The 20,988-nt window shown below is 56.2% G+C and carries 21 protein-coding genes; 13 read left to right on the forward strand and 8 right to left on the reverse strand.

Annotated features, from left to right (window positions below):
* The first annotated feature begins 15 nt into the window (after nucleotides 1-15).
* Nucleotides 16-1,419 carry a sigma 54-interacting transcriptional regulator gene (locus tag MID00_RS13780; RefSeq protein WP_009456771.1) on the forward strand — a complete coding sequence of 468 codons (1,404 nt, stop codon included), beginning with the start codon at nucleotides 16-18 and terminating at the stop codon, nucleotides 1,417-1,419.
* Nucleotides 1,420-1,480: 61 nt separating this feature from the next.
* Entirely contained in the window at nucleotides 1,481-2,194 is a 714-nt protein-coding gene (locus tag MID00_RS13785; RefSeq protein ID WP_031232639.1) for a DUF2968 domain-containing protein, read from the forward strand.
* A 125-nt stretch (nucleotides 2,195-2,319) separates the two neighbouring features.
* Here the strand turns inward: MID00_RS13785 and MID00_RS13790 are convergent, their stop codons facing one another.
* The 3 genes from MID00_RS13790 to MID00_RS13800 are packed head-to-tail and all read right to left on the reverse strand — an operon-like array spanning nucleotide 2,320 to nucleotide 4,961.
* The gene (locus tag MID00_RS13790) at nucleotides 2,320-3,492 is read right to left on the reverse strand and encodes a VWA domain-containing protein (RefSeq protein ID WP_009456769.1); all 1,173 of its coding nucleotides are present in this window, start codon (nucleotides 3,490-3,492) and stop codon (nucleotides 2,320-2,322) included.
* Nucleotides 3,482-4,102 carry a GNAT family N-acetyltransferase gene (locus tag MID00_RS13795; RefSeq protein ID WP_009456768.1) on the reverse strand — a complete coding sequence of 207 codons (621 nt, stop codon included), beginning with the start codon at nucleotides 4,100-4,102 and terminating at the stop codon, nucleotides 3,482-3,484. Before MID00_RS13795 ends, MID00_RS13790 begins: the two co-directional genes overlap by 11 nt.
* Before the next feature lies 1 nt (nucleotide 4,103).
* A complete protein-coding gene (locus MID00_RS13800) occupies nucleotides 4,104-4,961 on the reverse strand; it encodes a MoxR family ATPase (RefSeq protein ID WP_009456767.1) in 858 nt (285 codons plus the stop codon).
* A 231-nt stretch (nucleotides 4,962-5,192) separates the two neighbouring features.
* On the opposite strand from MID00_RS13800, the gene MID00_RS13805 reads away from it, so the two are divergent.
* A complete protein-coding gene (locus tag MID00_RS13805) occupies nucleotides 5,193-5,534 on the forward strand; it encodes a c-type cytochrome (RefSeq protein ID WP_031232637.1) in 342 nt (113 codons plus the stop codon).
* A 16-nt stretch (nucleotides 5,535-5,550) separates the two neighbouring features.
* Entirely contained in the window at nucleotides 5,551-5,919 is a 369-nt protein-coding gene (locus MID00_RS13810; RefSeq protein ID WP_254498956.1) for a c-type cytochrome, read from the forward strand.
* 14 nt (nucleotides 5,920-5,933) lie between these two features.
* Here MID00_RS13810 and MID00_RS13815 read toward each other — a convergent pair whose 3' ends face one another.
* A complete protein-coding gene (locus tag MID00_RS13815; protein ID WP_009456762.1) occupies nucleotides 5,934-6,362 on the reverse strand; it encodes a DUF1841 family protein in 429 nt (142 codons plus the stop codon).
* Between the two features lie 267 nt (nucleotides 6,363-6,629).
* Between MID00_RS13815 and icd the strand changes: the two genes are divergently transcribed.
* The 3 genes from icd (at nucleotide 6,630) to MID00_RS13830 (ending at nucleotide 10,768) form a co-directional block, all read left to right on the forward strand.
* Nucleotides 6,630-7,886, forward strand: a complete 1,257-nt coding sequence (gene icd / locus MID00_RS13820) for an NADP-dependent isocitrate dehydrogenase (protein WP_026483219.1) — start codon at nucleotides 6,630-6,632, stop codon at nucleotides 7,884-7,886.
* A 308-nt stretch (nucleotides 7,887-8,194) separates the two neighbouring features.
* On the forward strand, nucleotides 8,195-9,430 hold the full coding sequence (locus tag MID00_RS13825; RefSeq protein WP_035274528.1) for an acyl-CoA dehydrogenase: 1,236 nt from the start codon (nucleotides 8,195-8,197) through the stop codon (nucleotides 9,428-9,430).
* Nucleotides 9,431-9,433: 3 nt separating this feature from the next.
* Nucleotides 9,434-10,768, forward strand: a complete 1,335-nt coding sequence (locus MID00_RS13830; RefSeq protein WP_254498957.1) for a carboxylesterase family protein — start codon at nucleotides 9,434-9,436, stop codon at nucleotides 10,766-10,768.
* A gap of 14 nt (nucleotides 10,769-10,782) precedes the next feature.
* Here the strand turns inward: MID00_RS13830 and MID00_RS13835 are convergent, their stop codons facing one another.
* Together MID00_RS13835 and MID00_RS13840 are read right to left on the reverse strand one after the other, a co-directional pair.
* Nucleotides 10,783-11,679, reverse strand: a complete 897-nt coding sequence (locus MID00_RS13835; protein WP_250755934.1) for a PaaX family transcriptional regulator C-terminal domain-containing protein — start codon at nucleotides 11,677-11,679, stop codon at nucleotides 10,783-10,785.
* A gap of 147 nt (nucleotides 11,680-11,826) precedes the next feature.
* Nucleotides 11,827-12,132 carry a Dabb family protein gene (locus MID00_RS13840; protein ID WP_250755933.1) on the reverse strand — a complete coding sequence of 102 codons (306 nt, stop codon included), beginning with the start codon at nucleotides 12,130-12,132 and terminating at the stop codon, nucleotides 11,827-11,829.
* Nucleotides 12,133-12,423: 291 nt separating this feature from the next.
* Between MID00_RS13840 and MID00_RS13845 the strand changes: the two genes are divergently transcribed.
* From MID00_RS13845 to MID00_RS13860, 4 genes are all read left to right on the forward strand, one after another.
* Nucleotides 12,424-12,921: a flavin reductase family protein gene (locus MID00_RS13845; RefSeq protein ID WP_009456753.1), complete on the forward strand. Its 498-nt coding sequence runs from the start codon at nucleotides 12,424-12,426 to the stop codon at nucleotides 12,919-12,921.
* A gap of 59 nt (nucleotides 12,922-12,980) precedes the next feature.
* The gene (locus MID00_RS13850; protein ID WP_235484276.1) at nucleotides 12,981-14,312 is read left to right on the forward strand and encodes an MFS transporter; all 1,332 of its coding nucleotides are present in this window, start codon (nucleotides 12,981-12,983) and stop codon (nucleotides 14,310-14,312) included.
* Between the two features lie 68 nt (nucleotides 14,313-14,380).
* Complete coding sequence (locus tag MID00_RS13855; protein WP_009456751.1) at nucleotides 14,381-15,427, forward strand: hypothetical protein; 1,047 nt, start codon at nucleotides 14,381-14,383, stop codon at nucleotides 15,425-15,427.
* 215 nt (nucleotides 15,428-15,642) lie between these two features.
* Complete coding sequence (locus MID00_RS13860) at nucleotides 15,643-15,969, forward strand: tetratricopeptide repeat protein (RefSeq protein WP_009456744.1); 327 nt, start codon at nucleotides 15,643-15,645, stop codon at nucleotides 15,967-15,969.
* Nucleotides 15,970-16,218: 249 nt separating this feature from the next.
* On the opposite strand, the gene MID00_RS13865 is transcribed toward MID00_RS13860, so the two are convergent.
* Together MID00_RS13865 and trxB are read right to left on the reverse strand one after the other, a co-directional pair.
* Nucleotides 16,219-16,986, reverse strand: a complete 768-nt coding sequence (locus MID00_RS13865) for a Smr/MutS family protein (protein ID WP_009456743.1) — start codon at nucleotides 16,984-16,986, stop codon at nucleotides 16,219-16,221.
* On the reverse strand, nucleotides 16,973-17,929 hold the full coding sequence (trxB, locus tag MID00_RS13870; protein WP_009456742.1) for a thioredoxin-disulfide reductase: 957 nt from the start codon (nucleotides 17,927-17,929) through the stop codon (nucleotides 16,973-16,975). The genes MID00_RS13865 and trxB overlap by 14 nt, the downstream gene beginning before the upstream one ends.
* Before the next feature lie 43 nt (nucleotides 17,930-17,972).
* On the opposite strand from trxB, the gene MID00_RS13875 reads away from it, so the two are divergent.
* Entirely contained in the window at nucleotides 17,973-20,348 is a 2,376-nt protein-coding gene (locus MID00_RS13875; RefSeq protein ID WP_031232634.1) for a DNA translocase FtsK, read from the forward strand.
* Complete coding sequence (gene lolA / locus MID00_RS13880; RefSeq protein WP_009456740.1) at nucleotides 20,338-20,964, forward strand: outer membrane lipoprotein chaperone LolA; 627 nt, start codon at nucleotides 20,338-20,340, stop codon at nucleotides 20,962-20,964. The genes MID00_RS13875 and lolA overlap by 11 nt, the downstream gene beginning before the upstream one ends.
* Nucleotides 20,965-20,988 lie beyond the last annotated feature (24 nt).

Below are 20,988 nucleotides of genomic sequence, written 5' to 3' on the forward strand. Positions count from 1 at the left end.
GAGGCGAATACAGCAATGAGCGTCAGCTTTATGGGTAATGAACCCGTTTTATACGTCTGGGAGGGTAGTTCCGATCTGGTGACGCGTGCCGAGCGCGCCATGGAGCCCAGTTCGGTAGCGGTCATGCGCGTAGAGCCTTCCCTGGTGCTGGACGCCGAGCGTCATCCCACGCGCCATGCGGTTGCATTGGTGTCCGTCAGTGTGATGGCCCAGGGACGTTTTGAACAGCACCAGTGGCTGGTCGAGCACGCCATTCCAGTGATCTGGGTGGCCTCGGAGGACCGAGGCTACGACCCGCGTTTTTACCCCTCGGCCTACTCCTATACCTTGCCGCTGTCTTTCAGTCAGGCCGAGCTGCGTACCCTGGTGGCCAAGCTGGCCGGGCTGACCGCACAGGTCGAGCGAGAAGGGCAAGGTGGTCCTCAACCATTAGTAGCCGTATCGCCTGTGATGCGGGCCTTGATTGCTGAAGCGGATATGTACGCCGATAGCGGGGCCAGTGTTCTGATTCATGGTGAAACAGGTGTGGGCAAAGAACGCATCGCTCAATTGCTGCACGAGCGTTCTTCACGAGCGCAAGGGCCCTTTGTTCCGGTGAATTGCGGGGCGGTGCCTGAGGGCCTGTTTGAAGCCCACTTCTTCGGCCACGCGAAAGGGGCTTTTACAGGCGCGATCGGTGCTCATAAAGGTTATTTCGAGCAGGCGGATCAAGGCACCTTGTTCCTGGATGAAATTGGGGATTTGCCCCTGCATCAACAGGTCAAATTGCTGCGAGTACTGGAACAGCGCTCCGTGACGCGTCTGGGGTCAACGCAACAGATTCCGGTTGATTTTCGTATGGTGGCCGCTACGAATAAAAACCTCTTGGGACTGGTGCAACAAGGCCAGTTCCGTGCGGACTTGTATTACCGTTTGGCCGTGGTTGAGCTGCTGATTCCGAATCTGGAACAGCGAGGCTCCCAGGAAAAAATCGCCATTTTCTGCGCCTTGCTGGAACAGGCCCTGGAGTGCGACGTCGAGGACATCCCTCAATGGGTTCTGGATGCGGTGGGCAGCATGCGCTTTAACGGCAATGTGCGCGAGCTGGCTAATCTGGTGGAGCGCGTTGCTGTCATGAGCAAGCAGTTTGGGGCCTGGGAGTCGGTGCAGTTGCGGCAAGTGCTGGAACGTTTCAACGCCCCCGTTATGGCCCCGGCTCTGGCTTTGCCTGAAGGTGCGCCCATTCTGGAGCGGCCCGAGCCCGTCATCAGCCTGAGCGCACAGGAGCAGGAAGAGCGTGCACGTATTATTTCGGTTCTGGATACCCAGAACTGGCGACGGCAGGATACTGCTGCCGTATTAGGGATTTCTCGTAAAGTTTTGTGGGAAAAGATGCGCAAATTCAACATAAAGGCACAAGATGCGACAAGCCGCGTTTAGAATACGGGCTGATTCTGTGTATCAAGCTAAACACAAAAAAATTGTTTATCAAGGGATGGGTATGGTGAACCTTAGTCAGAAGACGGCGGTGTTGCTGTCCTTGGGGGGACTTCTTTTATTGTCAGCGTGCAGCTCGGTGTCTTTGGTGCAGGAGCCAGAGCGGCCCGTGGTCGCACAAACCCAGGAACAAGAGGTTGAAGAGGTAGCTCCGGTTGCGGCTCCAGCCGCTGCTCCAGCGCCCGCAGCGGCCCCGGCTTATCAAAACACCACTGTGGCTCAGTTGCAGCAGCTGATTCAGGCCCGTGCCGTGCAAGAGCTGCGTACCGCCTATAACGGCCGCTTCGGTGCCAGTCTGTTGTTCTCTGCCGAAAGCATGACCTACTACGTGGCCTTGTTCCAGCAGCGTGAGTTCTGGCGCGTCTTCAAGACCACTGACGAATCCCTGGCCGAGCGCATGTACACCCAGTACCGTCAGGACACGGTGGACTACGCTGCCGCCGATCTGGAGCGCATCAAGCTGCAGGCTGAAGTTGCCAAGGCTGAAAAGCAATTGAATGAAAGCGCCGATCAACTGACCGTGCTGCAGAACGACTTGGCGTTGCAGCGTCAGCAAGAAGCTTTGGCCATTGCTCAGCGCGAGGAGTCCCGTCGTGAAGCCCAGGCGCTGGCCGAACAAGAGCGTGAAGCCCGAGAGCAGTTGCGTGAGTTGCAGAGTCAGATCAAGGATCTGGAGCGACAGCGTGCCGGGATGTTGCAGCGTCAAAGAGGTCGTTGATCGCTGCAGTAGCAAAGCCTGATTGAAAACCCGCACAGTCGCAAGACTCTGCGGGTTTTTTAATCGTAAATAAAAAAGACCCGAAATTCGAGTCTTTTAACTTGCTGCTTGATAGAGGTCTGATGCTACCGCGACAAGTACCGCATTGCCTCCTCCAGCCCTGCGCTGGTGACGGGGTACATATGGTCGGACATCAGATTCTGAATGATGGCAATGGACTGGCGGTACGGCCAGTAAGCCTGCGGCTCGGGGTTGAGCCAGGCAATACGTGGCCAGTGGTCGTTCAGTCTTTGCAGCCAGGCTGCGCCGGTTTCCTTGTTGTAGTGCTCGACAGAACCACCTGGGGCCATGATCTCGTAAGGACTCATGGTGGCATCGCCCACGATAATGACGCGCCAGTCCTCGTTGTACTTGCGCAGCAAATCCCAGGTTTCCAGTCGTTCGCTTTGGCGGCGTGAATTGTTCCGCCATACCGATTCATACACGCAGTTATGGAAGTAGTAGGCTTCCAGGTGTTTGAATTCGGAGCGTGCGGCCGAGAACAGGGATTCAACCTGGGCGATGTGGTCATCCATGCTGCCGCCTATATCCAGCAACATCAGCACATTGACGCGGTTTTGTCGCTCGGCCTGCATTTGCAAATCCAGCATGCCCGCATTGCGAGCCGTCTCGCGTATGGTGCTGTCCAGATCCAGCTCGGTAGGGGCGCCCTGACGTGCAAAGCGTCGCAGGCGACGTAGCGCCATCTTGAAGTTGCGTGTGCCCAGCTCTTGCTGGTCGTCGTAGTCCACGAACTCGCGCTTTTCCCAGACCTTGATGGCGGTACGGTTCCCTGCCGAAGGGCCACCAATGCGGATACCTTCGGGATGATAGCCACCATGTCCAAACGGCGAGGAGCCGCCGGTTCCAATCCACTTGTTGCCGCCTGCATGACGCCCTTGCTGCTCTTTCAGACGTTCCTTGAACATCTCCAGCAGCTTTTCCAAGCCATGCTTTTCCAGTGCGGCTTTCTGTTCCGGAGTCAGGTTACGCGTCAGGGTTTTGCGCAGCCAGTCCTCGGGCAGGGTTTTATCTTTGGCGAGCGCTTCCAGCTGCGGCTGATAGAACTCCCCAAAGGCCAGATCAAAGCGGTCGTAAAGCGTTTCGTCTTTGATAAGAACCAGTCTGGATAGATGATAGAAATCGTCCAGCGTGGGCGGCATGATGCCTTTGCACAAGGCGTCCAGCAGCGTCAGGTGTTCCTGAATGGAGACCGGCAGGCCGCGTTCGCGCAGGTGGTAGAAGAAATCAAGCAACATGGCTGTGCTGCCTTAGTTTGTCTAGCAAGTGGGCGCGGGTATCGGGCCACTCGCCTGCCATCAAGCTGTAGAACATGGTGTCGCGTATCGTGCCATCGCGGCGGATGGCATGGTGGCGGACACGACCATCGAAACGCGCTCCCAGCCGGGTGATGGCTTGCTGGGATTTGAAATTCAGGTGGTCGGTACGCCAGCCCACGACTCCGGCTCCCAAGGTCTCGAACGCATATTGCAGCAGGAGCAGTTTGGCCGCGGTATTGACGTGGCTGCGCTGGGCGCTGCGGGCGTACCAGGTGTAGCCGATTTCCAGGCGGGCCACTGGCGCAATAATGTCGTGATAGCGCGTAGTGCCGACAGCCCGGTCTGTTCTCAGGTCACGCACCAGAAAGGGCAGCATATGGCCTTGCTCCAGGCCGTCCAGCGCCTTTTTTACATAGTCCTGGGCCTGGCCGGGGGCGGGCACGCTGGTTACACGTACATTCCAAAGTTCGCCATCGGCAGCCGCGGCATCCAGTAACTCCACGTGCGCCAGTTGCAAAGGCTCCAGACGCACGTCCCATCCTTCCAGTGTCACGGGGGCCAATGGCTGGGAAAAAGCGCTTGTTTGCATATCAGCTCCGGCGCTGGCTGCGTTGGCTCATAGCGGCCAGACGCTGCATCAAGGACAAGTCCTGTTCGTTTTTCAGCAAGGCACCGGCCATAGGGGGCAAGCCTTCATCCAGCTCGTGCAGGGCATCGGCAGGAATGTCGTTGGCCAGCAGCAGACGCAGCCAGTCCAGGAATTCCGAGGTAGACGGCTTTTTCTTCAGGCCGGGAACATCTCGCAGGGCAAAGAAGGTATCCAGGGCGCTGGATAGAATGTCACTGCGCAGATTGGGGTAATGCACCGCCACAATCTGCTCCATGGTTTCGCGCTCGGGGAAGCGAATGTAATGGAAGAAACAGCGGCGCAGGAAGGCGTCGGGCAGATCTTTTTCATTATTGGAGGTAATGATGATCAAGGGACGATGGCGCGCCTTGACGGTCTGGCGAGTCTCATAAACATGAAACTCCATGCGGTCCAGTTCCTGCAGCAAGTCGTTGGGGAACTCGATGTCGGCCTTGTCGATTTCGTCGATCAGAACAACCGTGGGTTCCTCGGACTCAAACGCTTGCCACAATGTGCCCTGCACAATGTAGTTGCCAATGTCGCGGACTTTTTCATCGCCCAACTGGGAGTCACGCAGACGCGACACCGCATCGTATTCATACAGGCCCTGGTGGGCCTTGGTGGTGGACTTGATGTGCCATTGCAGCAGGGGGCGTCCCAGGGCACGGGCCACTTCCAGGGCCAGCAGTGTTTTGCCGGTACCGGGTTCACCTTTGATCAACAAAGGGCGTTGTAGCGTCAAAGCGGCGTTGACGGCCAGCTTCAAATCATCAGTGGCAACGTACTGATCGGTGCCTTCAAAACGGGTCGTAGTAGTCATAAATCGGCTCAAACTTGTACTTAAAATGTTGATCTGTCAAGAATAGAAACTCGGGTATAAATACTAGTATCAGTCATCCTTGGCAATTATCATACAATCGACTCAGTACTCGTCGGTCAGCATCACAGAGCCAGGTGTCGCGTTGATTCCTTTTTGCTGCAATAGACGCAGAGCCTGACCCGGACCGTTTTCAACTCCACGACAAAGCGAATAGCGATGATGAAGTTGCAAATGAAGCGGTATGTCTCTTTCTTTCTTCTGGCCTCAAGCTCCTGTCTGCCCTGGGCAGCCCAGGCGCAGGATTCCGAGCCGATCAAGGCCAATCCCGAGGCGGCGCGCGACAAGATCTCCATGTGTATAGGCTGTCATGGCTTGCCCGGTTACAAGGCCAGTTTTCCCGAGGTCTATCACGTCCCCATGATTGCCGGGCAGGGGGCTGCTTATATAGAAGCAGCGCTCAAGGAGTATGCCAGCGGCGCTCGAACCTTCCCCACCATGCAAGCCATTGCGCTGAGCTTGTCCGAACAGGACATGGCGGATATTGCCGCGTACTACGCGGGCAACAAACCTTGAGGACGGGGAGGCACCTATGAGAAAAACAGTCTTGCTGGTGGCAATGGGGCTGATGGCCGGGGTGGCCGGTCAGGCAATGGCCGCTGAGGATCTGGCCAAGGCAGGCGGGGAAGCCTGGAAGAATCTGAATTGCGCATCCTGTCATGGTGACGATGCGAAAACGCCCTTGAACCCGGAATATCCCATTCTGGCCGGTCAGCATGCCGATTATTTGCGGCAGGCCTTGATGGCTTACAAGCGTGGGCAGGCCGGGGCACCGGCAACGTCCAATATCCGCAAGAATGCCGTCATGGGGGCTATGGCCAATACCATGAGCCAGGCGGATATCGACAGTATCTCCGTGTGGCTGTCGCGTCAGCCCGGCCCCTTGAGCAATAGAAAGTAAGGCAGCCTGCGGCTTTAGTCGCGCGTGCTGTGGCGCAAAATCAATTCGATATAGCGCTCGTTGTTCAGCGGTGTGCCCAGACGTTGTGCTTCCCAGATCACCTCGCCCAGCGCTTCCATAATGATGTGCGCTGCGGCGTGCTGATCGTGCCGGGTCAATAAGCGCTGATACGCCGCCTTGATGCCTGGAGGCTGGTCAATGGACAGTTGTTCATTGATAGCCAGGTGCATGGACAGATGCAGGAAGGGATTGCTGCGTCCTTGCTCCACGGAATAGTCCTGGTTGACGGCGTCGGCGTTGCGCAAGTCGTCGTGGTATTCAGGGTGCTGTTGCACCAGGTCCACCGCCATGGTTTCCAGAGCGGTCAGCAGATGACCACTTTGGTGCTTGTCCCAAGCTTCAATGAAAAATTGGCGAACCTGCTCGCGAGAGGGGTTGAACATGGTGGAATCGAGATAAAAATAGTCAGAAAATGCGAATCTTCGGCGCGTGTTTTGCGTGAAATGGTGGGGGCGCAAGGCCGGCACAAGCTGCAATCGGGGCCGTGTAGAATGGATAAGTTGCCAAGAATGCAAGCATTTTTGGCAAGCTTTGAGTTTACAGGTGCCTGAATACGCGCGAATTAAGTTAAACTCTTATATAAGACTTCGGAAACGCGAAAGCGTTCCGTGTTTAGCTATCCCTAATATTGGAGCACAACTGGAGCATCCATGTCCTATCAGCATATCAAGATCCCCGCGTCGGGGCAGAAAATTACAGTTAACGCGGATTTTTCCCTGAATGTTCCCGATCAACCCATTATTCCTTACATCGAGGGTGATGGTACGGGCGTGGATATTTCGCCAGTCATGATCAAAGTGGTCGACGCTGCTGTTGCCAAGGCTTATGGCGGCAAGCGCAAGATCGAGTGGATGGAAGTGTTCGCCGGTGAAAAATCCACCAAGGTGTACGGTTCCGACGTCTGGCTGCCAGAAGAAACTCTGGATGCCGTTAAAGACTACGTCGTGTCCATCAAAGGCCCTCTTACCACTCCCGTTGGCGGCGGCATCCGTTCCCTGAACGTGGCCCTGCGTCAGCAACTGGACCTGTACGTCTGCCTGCGCCCAGTGCGCTACTTCAAGGGTGTTCCTTCGCCTGTGCGTGAGCCAGAAAAGACCGAAATGGTCATTTTCCGCGAGAACTCCGAAGACATTTACGCTGGTATCGAATTTGCTGCCGAGTCCGAAAGCGCCAAGAAGCTGATCGACTTCCTGCAAAACACCCTGGGCGTGAACAAGATCCGCTTCCCCAATACCTCCGGTATCGGTGTCAAGCCTGTGTCCCGCGAAGGTACCGAGCGCCTGGTGCGCAAGGCCATCCAGTACGCCATCGACAACGATCGCTCTTCCGTGACCATCGTTCACAAGGGCAACATCATGAAGTTCACCGAAGGTGGCTTCCGTGATTGGGCTTACGAACTGGCTCAAAAAGAATTTGGCGCTGAATTGATCGACGGCGGCCCATGGTGCAAATTCAAGAATCCCAAGACTGGTCGCGAGATCATCGTCAAGGATTCGATTGCTGACGCCTTCCTGCAACAGATTCTGCTGCGTCCTGCCGAGTACGACGTTATTGCCACACTGAACCTGAACGGCGACTACATCTCCGACGCTCTGGCTGCTCAAGTGGGTGGTATCGGTATCGCTCCCGGTGCCAACCTGTCCGACTCCGTGGCCATGTTTGAAGCCACCCACGGTACTGCTCCCAAGTACGCTGGCAAAGACTACGTGAACCCCGGTTCGCTGATCCTGTCTGCCGAAATGATGCTGCGTCACATGGGCTGGACCGAAGCTGCTGACCTGATCATCTCCAGCATGGAAAAATCCATCACCTCGCGTAAAGTGACTTATGACTTTGCCCGTCTGATGGAAGGCGCGACTCAAGTGTCCTGCTCCGGCTTTGGCGATGTCATGATCGAAAACATGTAATGAATACAGGCTGTTAAAGCCGGTTTTCTGCATGAGAAACCGCCGACCTTCGGGTCGGCGGTTTTTTTTCGTCTCATGCTGGCGCAGGCCATTTTCTCTCTCTTTTTTCTGCTTTGCTTATGCTTAAAATATTTTTTATCGTTACTTTTATGCAATTAAAAATAAGCTTGGTTGATGATATTTACTAGGTGAAAACCCGAATAAACTCAATAAAACAAGCGGGTTTAGCGTTTTCCATGATTATTAATATTGCGATTAACTGACGATAGCTATAAATTTGCCATATTAAATAATTCTAAGGAGCTGTTATGACTATCACAGGAGCTACATTGGTCGCCGAGCGCGAGCGGATCACCGTTACCCAGGCGCCATCCCGTCAGGAGACAGAGGAGATTCTGGAGCGTATCCACGAGATCGGCCCGCTGCTACGTGAGTTGGCCCCGCAGGCTGACCGTAATCGCATGTTGTCAGACGAGGCGGTTCAGGCTTTGGAGTCCACCGGGGCCTGGCGCATTTCGGCCTTGAAGCGCTACGGCGGTTATGAGGGTGGGGCGGAGATGCTCTTGCAATGTGCCAGCGCCGTGGGCTATTACGATCCGGCAGCAGCCTGGTGTGTGGTGATCTCTAATGGTTCGGTCATGCTGGCCAACCGCTTTAGCGATGCCATGCTCGATGAGGTGTTTGCAGACGGTCCAATCCGTGCAGCGTCCATTTTTGCCCAACCCCAAGGCACGGCAACGCCGGATGGCGATGGCTGGCGCATTACGGGCAAGTGGCCTTTTGCCTCGAACAGCAATCACTCGGACTGGGCACTGGGGATTTTGTTCATCAAGGAAAACGAGCAGGTCGAGCCCACCGTGGGCTTTGTGCTGATGCGTCGTGATGAGTTTGAAATTCAGGATACCTGGTACACCATCGGTATGCGCGGTTCGGGCTCCAACACCATGGTGGCAGAAAACCTGTGGGTGCCCAAAGAGCGCCTGATTACGTTTCAACAACTGATGGGCGATGTGCAGGAGCAAGATCCCTTGGCCACGTTTGGTCGTCGTTTGACGCCGCACCTGACCATGTCCACCTGCATTCAAGCGCCATCTTTAGGGGCCGCGCAAGCTGCCGTGGATTTCACTACTGGTGTCAGTGGCAAGCGCGGCATTACCTATACCCATTACAAGAAGCAGTCGGATTCGGGGGCATTTGTGCAGAACCTGGGAACGGCCAGTATTCAGATTGATGGTGCCCGCTTATTGCTGGAACGCGCTGCGGCTCAAATTGATGCTGCTGCCTCTGGCACCGTGCCCATGCCTTTGGAGCTACGTGCTCGTCACCGCGCCGGAATCGGCCATGCCGGACACGAGCTGGTGGATGCGGTGAACAATCTGTGCTGGTTGCATGGCACCGCCTCCTTCGCGGAAAACAGTCTGCTGGGCCGCATGTGGCGCGATATTAATACAGGTACTCGCCATGCCTCCATTACCGCGCCAATGGGATACGAGCTGCACGGTAACGGCATGACCGGTACGCCTTATATTTCCAACAAGCTCTAAACCATGACGGCGACCTTGCGGATCAATGCTCCTTCACGCCGTTGTCATGCCGACGGCGTAGAGGTGCAGGCCTGGTATGGCCTGCGTTATGCCCAAGGCACGCGCCGTTTTGAAGCGGCGCAGGCGGCGACGGGGCGAGTGGCAGCGACCTCTCTGGATCAGGTGCCCGTATTCCCGCAGCGCCCCAGCCGTCTTGCGGCGGTCATGGGAGCAGGCAGTGCCAATCCTCAATCTGAAGATGCTTATTTTCTGAATGTGTGGGCTCCCGCCCAAGCGCAAGGTCTGCCTGTGCTGTTCTTTATCCACGGTGGAGCCTGGATGAGTGGCGGCGCTTCTTTGGATTGGTATGACGGCACCCGCCTGGCAGCGCAGGGCATGGTGGTGGTCAATGTGAATTACCGTCTGGGTGCCTTGGGGCACCTGGGCGATGCACAAGCTGACGATTTGCCTTTGCCGGCAGCCGACCTGCTCTTGGCACTGCAATGGGTGAAAGATCGTATCCATGCCTTTGGCGGAGACCCGGACAAGATTACCTTGATAGGGCAATCGGCGGGTGGCTGGTATGCGCATTTGCTCAGCGTGCTGGAGTCCACACGAGGTTGGATTGATCGTGTGGCTTTGCTCAGCATGGGAACGCGCATGCCTTGGTCACCCGAGCAACAAAAAAAAACCACAGAGCGCCTGCGACAAAGCCTGGGTGATCAGTGGCTGACGGTGAACGTGGATATCTTGATGCAGCACGGCATGATGGCCTTGGACAAAGAGCCGCCACGTTTGGCTCATGCTCCTTCGGCATTCTTGCCTGTGGCCAGCGCCGGGATGCCGCCCGACTTCTTGAATCCTGACTGGGCGGCACAAGCCTGCCATGCGCAGGCGGTGTATCTGCGTTGTACTGCCCAAGAGTCCTCGGTGTTCTTTTTTGACGTGCCTTTTCATCGGCAGGCGACGCAAGAGCAGGTCGATCAGGCTTTGGGTGTATGGCCTGTGGGAGACTTGCCAGACAGCCTGCTGCGAAATGGGGTGTATCAGGGAGCAGGATCGGGTCTGACGCCGTATCAGCAAGTGGTGGCCGCGTCGTCCTGGTTGCAGTTTCAGCGTTTTCCCACGCAGTATGCGGCTAGTCTGAAGGCAGCGGGGCGCTCGGTGGTTTGGTGTCACTTCATGGAACAAAGCCCGCTTGAAGCGGTGTTCAGCGGGCATTGTTTTGATTTGCCTTTCCAGTTTGGCAACTTCCGGGCCTGGCAGGATGCACCCATGATGCAGGGGGTGACGCCAGAGCGGTTTGAGCGCATCGCCCAGGATTTGATGGGCGACATCGCACGCTTTGCAGGGGCCTGACTAAAGGAGCAGGTTTACTCCGTGCCGCGGGCCTTCCAGTTTGGAATGGCCTGCTGCACGTGTTGCGAGCTCAAGGGACTAAGCAGTCGATGCAAGTCACCGAACAATTTGCGGGCCGTATTGCCTACCCAGTTGTCTGGCAATAGCTCGGGTGCAAGGCCTGGGTCCAGAAAGGGCAGTCTGCGCCAGCGTGTCACCATAGGCATATAGAGTCGGAAGGCTTCCAAAGGGTCGGCCGTGCCTTGGCGTAAAGCGGTTTGCCACGCTTCAACTTCGTGTTGATACGAGTTCAAGAAGGCCTGGTACTCATTGGCCAGCTTGTCCCAATTCCACCAGCGGGAGATCTTTTCCTGAATATCGCTCAGGCCACTGGGTTCGCAGGTGAACAGCTCAATATAGGGCCAGAGTTGGTGCTCGCGTATGTACTCGACAGCCTCTGCCTGCAAGCGCGCCGGACCTATATACAGCCCCGCATTTACCGTGCCAAACCCCATGCGAGCCAAGCCTGTACGAATCTTGTGACGGTTCTGGCGTTCGCTTTCAGGAACGGAGAAGGAGACCAGCAGCCAGGGGTCCCGAATATTCATGGAGGGGGAGGAAAAAATCCGCTCGTCACCGGCCTGCATATGCGGCTCCAGTTCGGCCGCCAAGGCATAGCCTTTGCCCGAGGCGGCTTGTCGGCTAACTAGTACGCCTTTTTTCTTGAGCCGGGAAATGGCGGAGCGCACGCTGGATGGTTCAGCGCCCAGGTCGGCCAGAAGTTGAACCACGCTGGCCACGGGAATGATGACGCCGGTGGGGCGGGCGAACAGACCGTAGAGCGTCAGAATGTAGTGGTGCGGGGCAAGTTGCTCGTGCTCGCCATGGTCTCGGCTAGCGATGAACTCATCAATCGCGACGCTTGCTTTCATTCTGTCTTCCGGTGGTGGGGCTGATTGCTACCCATTTTTGATAGTAGGTTTGTAGCGGGCCATTTTACCGTGCGTGCCCCGGCGGCGCTAGCGTAGCCGCACTGGGGCTGCTTGCGTCCTGTTTGCCAGGGCGCCAGCTTGAGCTTCTTAGGGCAGGCTTTTCTCCAGCACGCTGTCCAGCACGACGATGTCCTGAATGTGCGGGGCGATGGCATCCAGCATGGCCTGGTGAGCATCACTCTGTCTGTAGGCGTCCAGTGCCTCTTGAGTGCGGAATACAGACAGCAGGGCATGGCTGTAGCGCGCCGAACTGCGTGACAGGTTCGGCACCCATTCAAAGCGTTCTATGTCTGAACATTCCTGATGTATGCGGATAAAGGCCTGGTCCAGCTTGGGTTCCAATTCCGGGCTGACAGGGGTGTGGGGTGCCATCAAAACGATATGTAGATACATGCTGTCCTTGTGGATTCCGAGAGGTTTTAAGCTTATAGATTATTGCAAATAAATAATGACGAAACATAATACGCAATAATATTCAGATGGATTGTATAGGCCTATAGCTTTTAAAACGACGAATTTTCATAGGGTTAATACCTAAATTCAACAAAAACCATCCTCGTTTACCTATTTTGTTATTGCAAATAAATGACGATCGAAACAGAATTGAGGCCAAGCGAGTGTGTTGTCGCAGAGCTCGCCTCATTTTGGGTTTTGGGTCTTTAACGCCTGAGCAGAGTCATCGTCATGAAAGAAAACATAAGTGGGTTGGGAGCCAGGGTGGTGCGCGAAGCCTTCGGACATTTTCCATCCGGGGTAGCGGCCATTGCCGCCGTACTCGATGGCAAGCCGCAAGTCATTGTTGCGTCCAGTTTTTCCGTAGGGGTTTCGCTGGATCCGCCTTTGGCCGCCTTTTTTGTGCAGAAAAGTTCCTCGACCTGGGCGCTGCTGTCTCGCGCCTCGCGTCTGGGGGTGTCAATTTTGAGTGCTGAACATGCGGCTATTTGCCGTCAGCTGGCCGGACCGGACAAGGACAGCCGCTTCAGCGATATCGAGGTCGAGCTGACCGAGGAGGGGGCCGTCCATATACAAGGGGCATCAGTCTGGTTTGACTGCAGTGTTTTTCAAGTGCATCCCGCCGGGGACCACGATGCCGTGCAATTGCTTATCCACGATGTGCAGATCGAGCGCGAAATTTCGCCACTGATCTTTCATCGTTCTCGTTTCACGCAGTTGGTGGCCTGAGCCACCGGATCAAAAACAATAAACAAGAAGCATAACTATCACAGTGAAGGGGACATCTCTTGGACGCACATACACCATCTTTGCGCGAGCAGCCCATGACTGCCGCGCAGCGTCGACGCGTTATTTTGGGGGTTGGGGCGGGTAACGCCCTGGAGTGGTACGACTGGACGGCTTATTCGATTTTTGCCGCCTATTTTGCCAAGCAGTTTTTCCATAGTGAGGACCCGCTGGCGGCTTTGCTGGGCACACTGGCAGTATTTGCTGTGGGTTTTTTCATGCGCCCGCTGGGAGGCATCTTTTTTGGCTGGTTGGCCGATCGCAAGGGGCGGCGTTTCACCATGACCCTGTCCATGCTGGTGACAGCCTTGGGCAGTTTGGTGATTGGTATTGCTCCTACGTATGACATGGTGGGGCCGATTGCCGCCTTGTTTTTGTTGATGGGCCGTTTGTTGCAAGGGATTGGCCACGGTGGGGAGGTGGTTTCTTCCTTCACCTATGTCACCGAAATGGCACCTGCTCATAAACGTGGGCTGTGGTCTTCCTCCGTGTTTGTGTTTGTCACGATCGGGGTATTGGCGGCTGTGTTGCTCAGTGCCTGCCTGACCAGTCTGCTGGGTGAGGATGTTGTTCGGGCCTGGGCATGGCGTGTGCCTTTTGTCTTGGGTGGGGCCTTGGGGGTATATGCGCTGTATCTGCGTAGAAAGCTGGATGAAACTCCCATGTTCAAAGCCCGTCAGGCCGCAGCGCAAGCGGCAGGCAAAACGGCGCGCCCGGGCGCACGCGTGTTCTGGTCGGAGGTCTGGAAGTATCGCAGTGCCTGCTTGCGCGTATTTGCCTTGTCGGCCGGCGGCACCGTGCTGTATTACGTCTGGGCCATCATGGCGCCCACCTTTGCCATTACCTCCCTGGGCATGCCTGCCGCCAAAGTGATGTGGGTGGGGGTGGGGGCCAATCTTTTTCTGATTCTGTGCCTGATTTTCTGGGGCGCATTTTCGGATCGGTTTGGTCGCAAGGCGAACTGGTATTTCTTCTCCATCGGTTCAATCATCAGCATCATCCCGCTGACCATGGTGCTGACTGGCGGCCAGGGCGAGATCTGGCGTCTGGTGGTGTTCATGGCGGGCGGCATGCTGTTGATCTCGGCACCCACCGCCATCATGCCGGCCTTTTTCCCCGAGCAGTTTCCGACCCGCATTCGTGCGGTTGCCATGGGCTTGCCCTATTCGGTTGCTGGTGCCCTGACGGGCGGGACCGCTCCCTATTTGCAAGCCTGGCTGCATTCCATCAATCAAAAGCAGGTTTTTGACTGGTACCTGATCGGTCTGTGCGTTCTGGCCCTGTGGGCCACCATTGCCTCGCCCGAGACCAAGGGCAAGGATTTGCACGACTGATGTGTACAGGCGCTGCCCGGCTGAAAGAGCCGCGCAGCGCCTTTTTTGAATTTTCTAGGAGTAGTGAGATGTTGCGTGAGCATATTGAAGGCAAATGGATTGCTGATTTTGTAGAAGTGTTTGGACTGTGCAAAGTACAACCCGGCGAAATGGCAGTCGTGCTGTCCGAGACGCAATCGCGCTCCGTGCTGGCCGAGCTGGCTGAGTTGGCCCTGACGCAAATGGGGGCACGGGTTTGCCATGTGAAACTGGTCTCGCCACGTCTGAAAAGCAATATTGCCCTGCGCTCGACCGGGACGTCTTTGGCGCTGGAAGGTATGGACCCGATTGTCCAGGCTTTGGCAGGCAGCCAGTTCATTGTGGACTGCACCGTAGAAGGGCTGCTGCATTCGCCCGAGCGTGCCGCACTGCTGGCCAAAGGTGCCCGCATCATGATGATCAGCGACGAGCATCCCGAGATTCTGGAACGGGTCAAACCCAGTCCTGATTTGCAAAGCAAGTGCGATATTGGCGGCAAGCTGATTACCGATGCCAGTGTCATGCACATTAGCTCCGAAGCCGGCACGGACCTGACGGTCAGCCTGGCGGGTGTGATCGGGCGCGGCAGTGCCGGGATAGCCGACAAGCCGGGCAGCTTTGGGTATTGGCCTGCTGGCCTGTGCATTTGCTACCCCAGCAATGGCAGTGTGAATGGCACGCTGGTGCTGGATAGTGGAGATGTGAACCTGACCTTCAAGCGCTATCTGGAATCGGCGGTGACCCTGCGTATCGAAAACGATTATGTCGTGGCTATTGAGGGCAAGGGCGTGGATGCCGATTTGATCCGCTCCTATTACGCCAGTTGGAATGACAAGGATGCCTATGCGGTCAGTCATGTGGGCTGGGGCATGGCACCGGCGGCTCGCTGGGACTCCATGGCCATGTATGACAAGCGCGATACCAACGGAACCGAGTTGCGCGCCTTTGCCGGTAACTTTCTTTTCTCTACGGGCGCAAATCCAGCGGCGGGTCGTTTCTCCGATTGCCACTTCGACTACCCAATGCGCAATTGCACGGTTAGCCTGGATGGCCGTGAAGTCGTCAGCAAGGGGGTGTTGCAAGGTGATCTGGCCTAAAGCGCTAGCCAGGGCGGTACCAGCAGGAGAATGGGTCTACAGAGCCCGGCCGGCTGAGGCCGCCCTTTGATATTCCGTGGTACAAAACCAAGCTCAATGGTTTATGGCTAGATGGTTCAATAGTCATCAAGCTGTGCAGGCGTGTCGTTGCTGCTATTTTGTTTTGTGTGAAGGCAGCGCGACCCAGCCTTGCTTTGTTTTCAAGGGTACGGATTATGCGCGAAGGATTGGAGAAGCTACTGGCGGCAGGCAAGGATAATGCTTTGTTGCGCTTTGGCCTGGGCAATGCATGTATGGGCGAGGGCGATTTGGAAGCGGCTCGCGAACATTTGTCCAAAGCCGTGGAAATGAATCCGCGTTACACCGCAGCCTGGAAGCTGTTGGGCCGGGTGCTGGTGAACCTGGAGCAATTCAAACAGGCCAGGGAAATTCTGGAGCAGGGCTTGGTGATTGCCCAAGAGCAGGGCGACAAGCAGGCTGAGAAAGAAATGCAGGTGTTTTTGAAGCGGGCCGTGAAGGCTTTGGACCAGGCAGCAGAATAAAGACTGCGAATGGGCGACTGATATTTTCTTATCATGCGGGTATCAGTGCATTCCCTAAGTGTGACAGCTTTATAAATGGGGCACAATACGTTCCATGCAGGTGAGGAGACATAGCCCCGCAACGCTGGGCAACAAAGACCGAAATAAAACGGTCACTATTATAAAAGCAATAGGCAGTACAACATAACAACAATAAAAAAAAGGCCAGCGAAAGCTGGCCTTTTTTACGTCTGTACCTAATGGAAAAAATCAAACACCGGGTTCGGACATGGCTTGCAGCACCAGTTTGACGGCACCTTGCCCACCTTCGTTGGGCGCGCACTCCATATAAGCCAGAACGCTGGGCAGCTGGGTTAACCAGCGACGCACGGCATGACGCAAAACGGGTTCGCCATTGCGCGAGCCGTAGCCCGTGCCGTGGACAATTCGTACACAGCGCACGCCGTGCTCCAGACAGGAGCGCAGAAAGTTGTCCAGTCGCTCGCGGGCCTGTTCCAGATCCGAGCCATGCAAATCCAGGCTGGACTCAATCGGCCAACGGTTGCGTTCCAGATCGCGCAAGACATCGGTGCCACAGCCAGCACGCAAATGTCGTAGATCGTTGCTTTCACCTTGCACGCTGACATATTGGTCAGAGGCCTGGGGCAGGGCGGGCGTACTGGTGGGCGCACCTACCGCGTGGCGACGACGTTGCTCCAACTGTTCCGGGCTAGCCGCAGGACGGCTCATGACTACGCTTTGACCACGTTTTTTCAAGGGGGCGACGTCCCGCATGGACTGGCGTAGCCAGGCCCTGTCGCTGGGGTCCAATAAGGAAACGGGGTCTTGGGCCGCTGTAGCATTACTGGCAGGAGCCAGTTTGGCTGGCTTGCCACCGGGATCCGGTGGGCGGGGGCGCTTGCGAGCCTGGGGACGGGCGGGGGCCGGGGGCGGATTGAGATCCTGGCGGACCTGACCTTGTAACTTCTTCAGGTCTGCCAGACTACGCCCTACGGCTTTGGGCTTATTTGTTTTCATCCAACCAGCGCTGTGCGTCCAGGGCGGCCATGCAACCGCTGGCTGCACTGGTAATGGCCTGACGATAGATATTGTCTTGCACATCGCCCGCGGCAAAGACGCCAGGAACGGAAGTCATGGTTGCCATGCCTTTCAGACCGCTGCGAGTCGTGATGTAGCCGTCGTGCATCTCCAGCTTGCCTTCAAAGATCCCGGTGTTGGGCTTGTGGCCGATGGCGATAAAGGCACCAGTCACAGCCAGGTCTTCAGTGGCCTGGGTCTGGTTATTGATGATGCGCACACCTGTCACGCCCGAAGCGTCACCCAGCACTTCTTGCAGTTCGCTGTGCAGTTTCAGCTGGATATTGCCATTCTGGACGCGGTCCATCAGCTTGTCGGTCAGGATGGGTTCGGAACGGAAGGTATCGCGACGGTGAATCAAGGTCACGGTCTTGCAAATATTGGACAGGTACAGGGCTTCTTCCACGGCGGTATTGCCACCACCGACTACGACCACGTCCTGGTTCTTGTAGAAGAAACCATCACATGTTGCGCAACCGGACACGCCACGGCCCATGAATTCCTGCTCGGTTGGCAGGCCCAGGTATTGGGCAGAGGCGCCTGTCGCAATAATCAGCGAATCGCAGGTGTAGACTGTGCCACTATCACCATTCAGGGTCAGGGGACGGGTGGAAAGATCAACCGAGGACACCATGTCAAAGATTAATTCTGTTTCGAATCGTTCCGCATGAGCCTGGAAACGTGCCATAAGATCAGGTCCCTGGACGCCTTGGGCATCGGCTGGCCAGTTATCTACATCTGTGGTGGTCATCAGTTGGCCACCTTGCTCCATGCCGGTGACCAAGACGGGGTTGAGGTTGGCGCGGGCTGCGTAGATCGCTGCGGTATAGCCGGCCGGGCCTGAGCCCAGAATGAGTACTTTTGCGTGCTTAGTAGTCGACATCACAGAAAATCCGAAAAAGACGATCTCCAATTATAATGAGTCCATGGCAAGAATACCTGCAACATCCCCTCGTTCGTCCCGGTCATCCAAAAATGTGCGTAATGGGCCTTCAGCCCTGCAACAGCGCCTGACAGGACTGCTGCGCGAAGCACGGTGGATTATCTTCGCTGCTCTGGCAGCCTGGCTGGGCCTGGTACTGGCAACCTGGGATCCGGGCGATCCCGGCTGGTCGCATTCCGTGCACTCGGGTCTGACCCAAAACGGCGGGGGCATCTTTGGTGCCCACATCGCCGATTTCCTCTTGTTTCTGTTTGGTCTGACGGCCTGGCTTTGGGTGGTGCTGCTGGTGCAGCGCGTGGCCGTGGGCTTTTACCGTCTGACCGCTTTGCTTTTGCCCAGCACTAAAAACGAGGATGTTCTGCCTCGGGTGCGCTGGGAAATTGGCATAGGCTTTTTCTTTTTGTTTCTGGGCAGCATGGGCCTGGAATCGCTGTTTTTTAAAGATCTGGGCCAGCAATGGCAGCTCCCTGCGGGGGCTGGTGGGCAGTTAGGCCAATTATTATCGCAACTATTAGTAACTTCGATAGGCTTTGGTGGAGCCTCTCTGGTGCTGATGGGCCTGCTCGCTGGCGGAGCCAGTTTGTTCTTCGGTTTTTCCTGGCTGACGTTGGCAGAACGTCTGGGCGGCTTCATTGAGGGGACGATTCGCCGTTTGATGACTTTCTGGTCAGCCCGTCAGGATCGTCGCGTGGGCGAGGTCAAACGTGCCGAGCGCACGGAAAGCGTGGTCGCCAAGCAGGAGCAACTGGTCCACGAACAGCCTGTGCGTATCGAACCTGCTTTTGTGGCTGTGCCCAAATCCGAGCGCGTCGAGAAAGAGAAGCAGCAGACCTTGTTCAAGGCGCCTCGTCAGGCTGGCGAAGCGGGCGATTTGCCTCCGCTGTCCCTGCTGGACCCCGCCTCTGACAATGTAGAAACGGTGTCGCCGGAAACCATTGAGTTCACCTCGCGCCTGATTGAAAAGAAATTGTCGGACTTCGGTGTTGCTGTGACGGTGGTGACCGCCCAGGCGGGGCCGGTCATTACGCGCTACGAGATTGAGCCTGCCACCGGCGTGAAGGGTAGCCAGATCGTGAATCTGGCCAAAGACCTGGCCCGTGCCTTGAGTCTGGTCAGCATCCGGGTGGTGGAAACTATTCCCGGGAAAAACCTGATGGGCCTGGAACTGCCCAACCCCCGCCGCCAAATGGTGCGTCTGGAGGAAATCGTAGGCTCGCAGACCTATCACAGCAGTGCTTCCTTGCTGACCATGGCTTTGGGCAAGGATATTGCCGGTAAACCCGTGGTGGCGGATCTGGCCAAGATGCCTCATTTGCTGGTGGCAGGTACAACCGGCTCCGGTAAGTCCGTGGGGATTAACGCCATGATTCTGTCGCTGCTGTACAAGGCAGACCCGGCAGACGTGCGCCTGATCCTGATCGACCCCAAGATGCTGGAAATGAGTGTCTATGAAGGCATTCCTCATTTGCTGGCTCCGGTGGTCACGGATATGCGTCTGGCCTCCAACGCCTTGAACTGGTGTGTGGCCGAAATGGAAAAACGCTACCGCTTGATGAGCAAGCTGGGCGTGCGTAATTTGGCCGGTTACAACGCCAAGATACGCGAAGCGCAAAAGCGTGAAGAGCCTATCCCCAATCCTTTCTCTTTGACGCCGGACGCTCCCGAGCCGTTGTCTGTTCTGCCCATGATTGTCGTCATTATTGACGAGTTGGCAGACTTGATGATGGTGCAGGGCAAGAAGATCGAAGAGTTGATTGCTCGTTTGGCCCAGAAAGCCCGTGCGGCTGGTATCCACCTGATTCTGGCTACTCAGCGCCCTAGCGTGGACGTGATTACAGGTCTGATCAAGGCGAACATTCCTACCCGTATTGCTTTTCAGGTGTCTTCCAAAATCGACTCGCGCACCATTCTGGATCAGATGGGTGCGGAAACCTTGCTGGGCATGGGCGATATGCTCTATCTGCCGCCCGGTACAGGTTTGCCTAAACGAGTGCACGGCGCTTTTGTCAGCGACGAGGAAGTTCACCGCGTGGTTGAACACTTGAAAGAACACGGCGAACCCGATTACATCGAAGGCCTGCTGGAAGGTGCTGTCGAAGGCGAATCGGGTGAGGGGGTCAACCCCGCTACTGGCATGGTCGATGCTGAAGCGGACCCGCTGTACGACCAGGCTGTTCAAGTCATTATCAAGAATCGTCGCGCTTCGATTTCGTCGGTGCAGCGTCATTTGCGTATTGGTTACAACCGGGCAGCCCGACTGCTGGAACAAATGGAACAAGCCGGTCTGGTATCGGCTATGCAGCCTAACGGTAACCGTGAAATTCTGGTCCCCGCAGGAGGTGCCAAAGATGAAGATTAAGACACTGCTGGTCAGCATGTTGCTGGCCACTACACCTGCCTTGACCATGGCCGCTTCGGCCAGCGAGCAATTGCGCTCTTTTGTGCAAGATGTGCGTGCTGCGAAAGGCGAGTTTTCCCAGCGTACGGTCGATAGCAACGGCCAGTCCAAAGGTGCGCCGCAATCCGGGCAATTCGTGTTTCAGCGCCCTGGCCAGTTCAAATGGCATGTGCAACGCCCTTATGAACAATTGATCGTGTCTGACGGCAAGCTGCTTTATCAATACGACCCGGATCTGGCCCAGGTCACCGAGCGTGGTGTGGACCAGTCCATCGGCGCTTCGCCTGCTGCGATCTTGTTTGGTACTGGCAATCTGGAAGACTCCTTCCGTCTGGTTGAGCAAGATGCACGGGATGGATTGGAGTGGATCCGAGCCACACCGTTGCAAAGCGATGCCGGCTTTTCCTACGTAGACATCGGCTTCAAGGATCGTGAGCCACGTCGTCTGGAATTGCAGGACTCGTTCGGCCAAACCACGTATATCGACTTCACCGGCTTGGAACCGAACCCTCGGATTACCTTGGGTACCTTCACGTTCAAGGCTCCTGCCGGAGTGGATGTCGTCTCCATGCCTTGATGCACATTCTGTTTTTGTGCCGCT

This window comes from Alcaligenes sp. NLF5-7 (genome assembly GCF_024266725.1).
GTDB lineage: Bacteria > Pseudomonadota > Gammaproteobacteria > Burkholderiales > Burkholderiaceae_B > Alcaligenes > Alcaligenes phenolicus.

Bases quoted from the DNA above. Each gene is read 5' to 3' on its own strand.
- MID00_RS13780 (WP_009456771.1), top strand. From the start codon at position 16: ATGAGCGTCAGCTTTATGGGTAATGAACCCGTTTTATACGTCTGGGAG.
- MID00_RS13785 (WP_031232639.1), top strand. From the start codon at position 1,481: ATGGTGAACCTTAGTCAGAAGACGGCGGTGTTGCTGTCCTTGGGGGGA.
- MID00_RS13790 (WP_009456769.1), bottom strand. From the start codon at position 3,492: ATGTTGCTTGATTTCTTCTACCACCTGCGCGAACGCGGCCTGCCGGTC.
- MID00_RS13795 (WP_009456768.1), bottom strand. From the start codon at position 4,102: ATGCAAACAAGCGCTTTTTCCCAGCCATTGGCCCCCGTGACACTGGAA.
- MID00_RS13800 (WP_009456767.1), bottom strand. From the start codon at position 4,961: ATGACTACTACGACCCGTTTTGAAGGCACCGATCAGTACGTTGCCACT.
- MID00_RS13805 (WP_031232637.1), top strand. From the start codon at position 5,193: ATGAAGCGGTATGTCTCTTTCTTTCTTCTGGCCTCAAGCTCCTGTCTG.
- MID00_RS13810 (WP_254498956.1), top strand. From the start codon at position 5,551: ATGAGAAAAACAGTCTTGCTGGTGGCAATGGGGCTGATGGCCGGGGTG.
- MID00_RS13815 (WP_009456762.1), bottom strand. From the start codon at position 6,362: ATGTTCAACCCCTCTCGCGAGCAGGTTCGCCAATTTTTCATTGAAGCT.
- icd (WP_026483219.1), top strand. From the start codon at position 6,630: ATGTCCTATCAGCATATCAAGATCCCCGCGTCGGGGCAGAAAATTACA.
- MID00_RS13825 (WP_035274528.1), top strand. From the start codon at position 8,195: ATGACTATCACAGGAGCTACATTGGTCGCCGAGCGCGAGCGGATCACC.
- MID00_RS13830 (WP_254498957.1), top strand. From the start codon at position 9,434: ATGACGGCGACCTTGCGGATCAATGCTCCTTCACGCCGTTGTCATGCC.
- MID00_RS13835 (WP_250755934.1), bottom strand. From the start codon at position 11,679: ATGAAAGCAAGCGTCGCGATTGATGAGTTCATCGCTAGCCGAGACCAT.
- MID00_RS13840 (WP_250755933.1), bottom strand. From the start codon at position 12,132: ATGTATCTACATATCGTTTTGATGGCACCCCACACCCCTGTCAGCCCG.
- MID00_RS13845 (WP_009456753.1), top strand. From the start codon at position 12,424: ATGAAAGAAAACATAAGTGGGTTGGGAGCCAGGGTGGTGCGCGAAGCC.
- MID00_RS13855 (WP_009456751.1), top strand. From the start codon at position 14,381: ATGTTGCGTGAGCATATTGAAGGCAAATGGATTGCTGATTTTGTAGAA.
- MID00_RS13860 (WP_009456744.1), top strand. From the start codon at position 15,643: ATGCGCGAAGGATTGGAGAAGCTACTGGCGGCAGGCAAGGATAATGCT.
- MID00_RS13865 (WP_009456743.1), bottom strand. From the start codon at position 16,986: ATGAAAACAAATAAGCCCAAAGCCGTAGGGCGTAGTCTGGCAGACCTG.
- trxB (WP_009456742.1), bottom strand. From the start codon at position 17,929: ATGTCGACTACTAAGCACGCAAAAGTACTCATTCTGGGCTCAGGCCCG.
- MID00_RS13875 (WP_031232634.1), top strand. From the start codon at position 17,973: ATGGCAAGAATACCTGCAACATCCCCTCGTTCGTCCCGGTCATCCAAA.
- lolA (WP_009456740.1), top strand. From the start codon at position 20,338: ATGAAGATTAAGACACTGCTGGTCAGCATGTTGCTGGCCACTACACCT.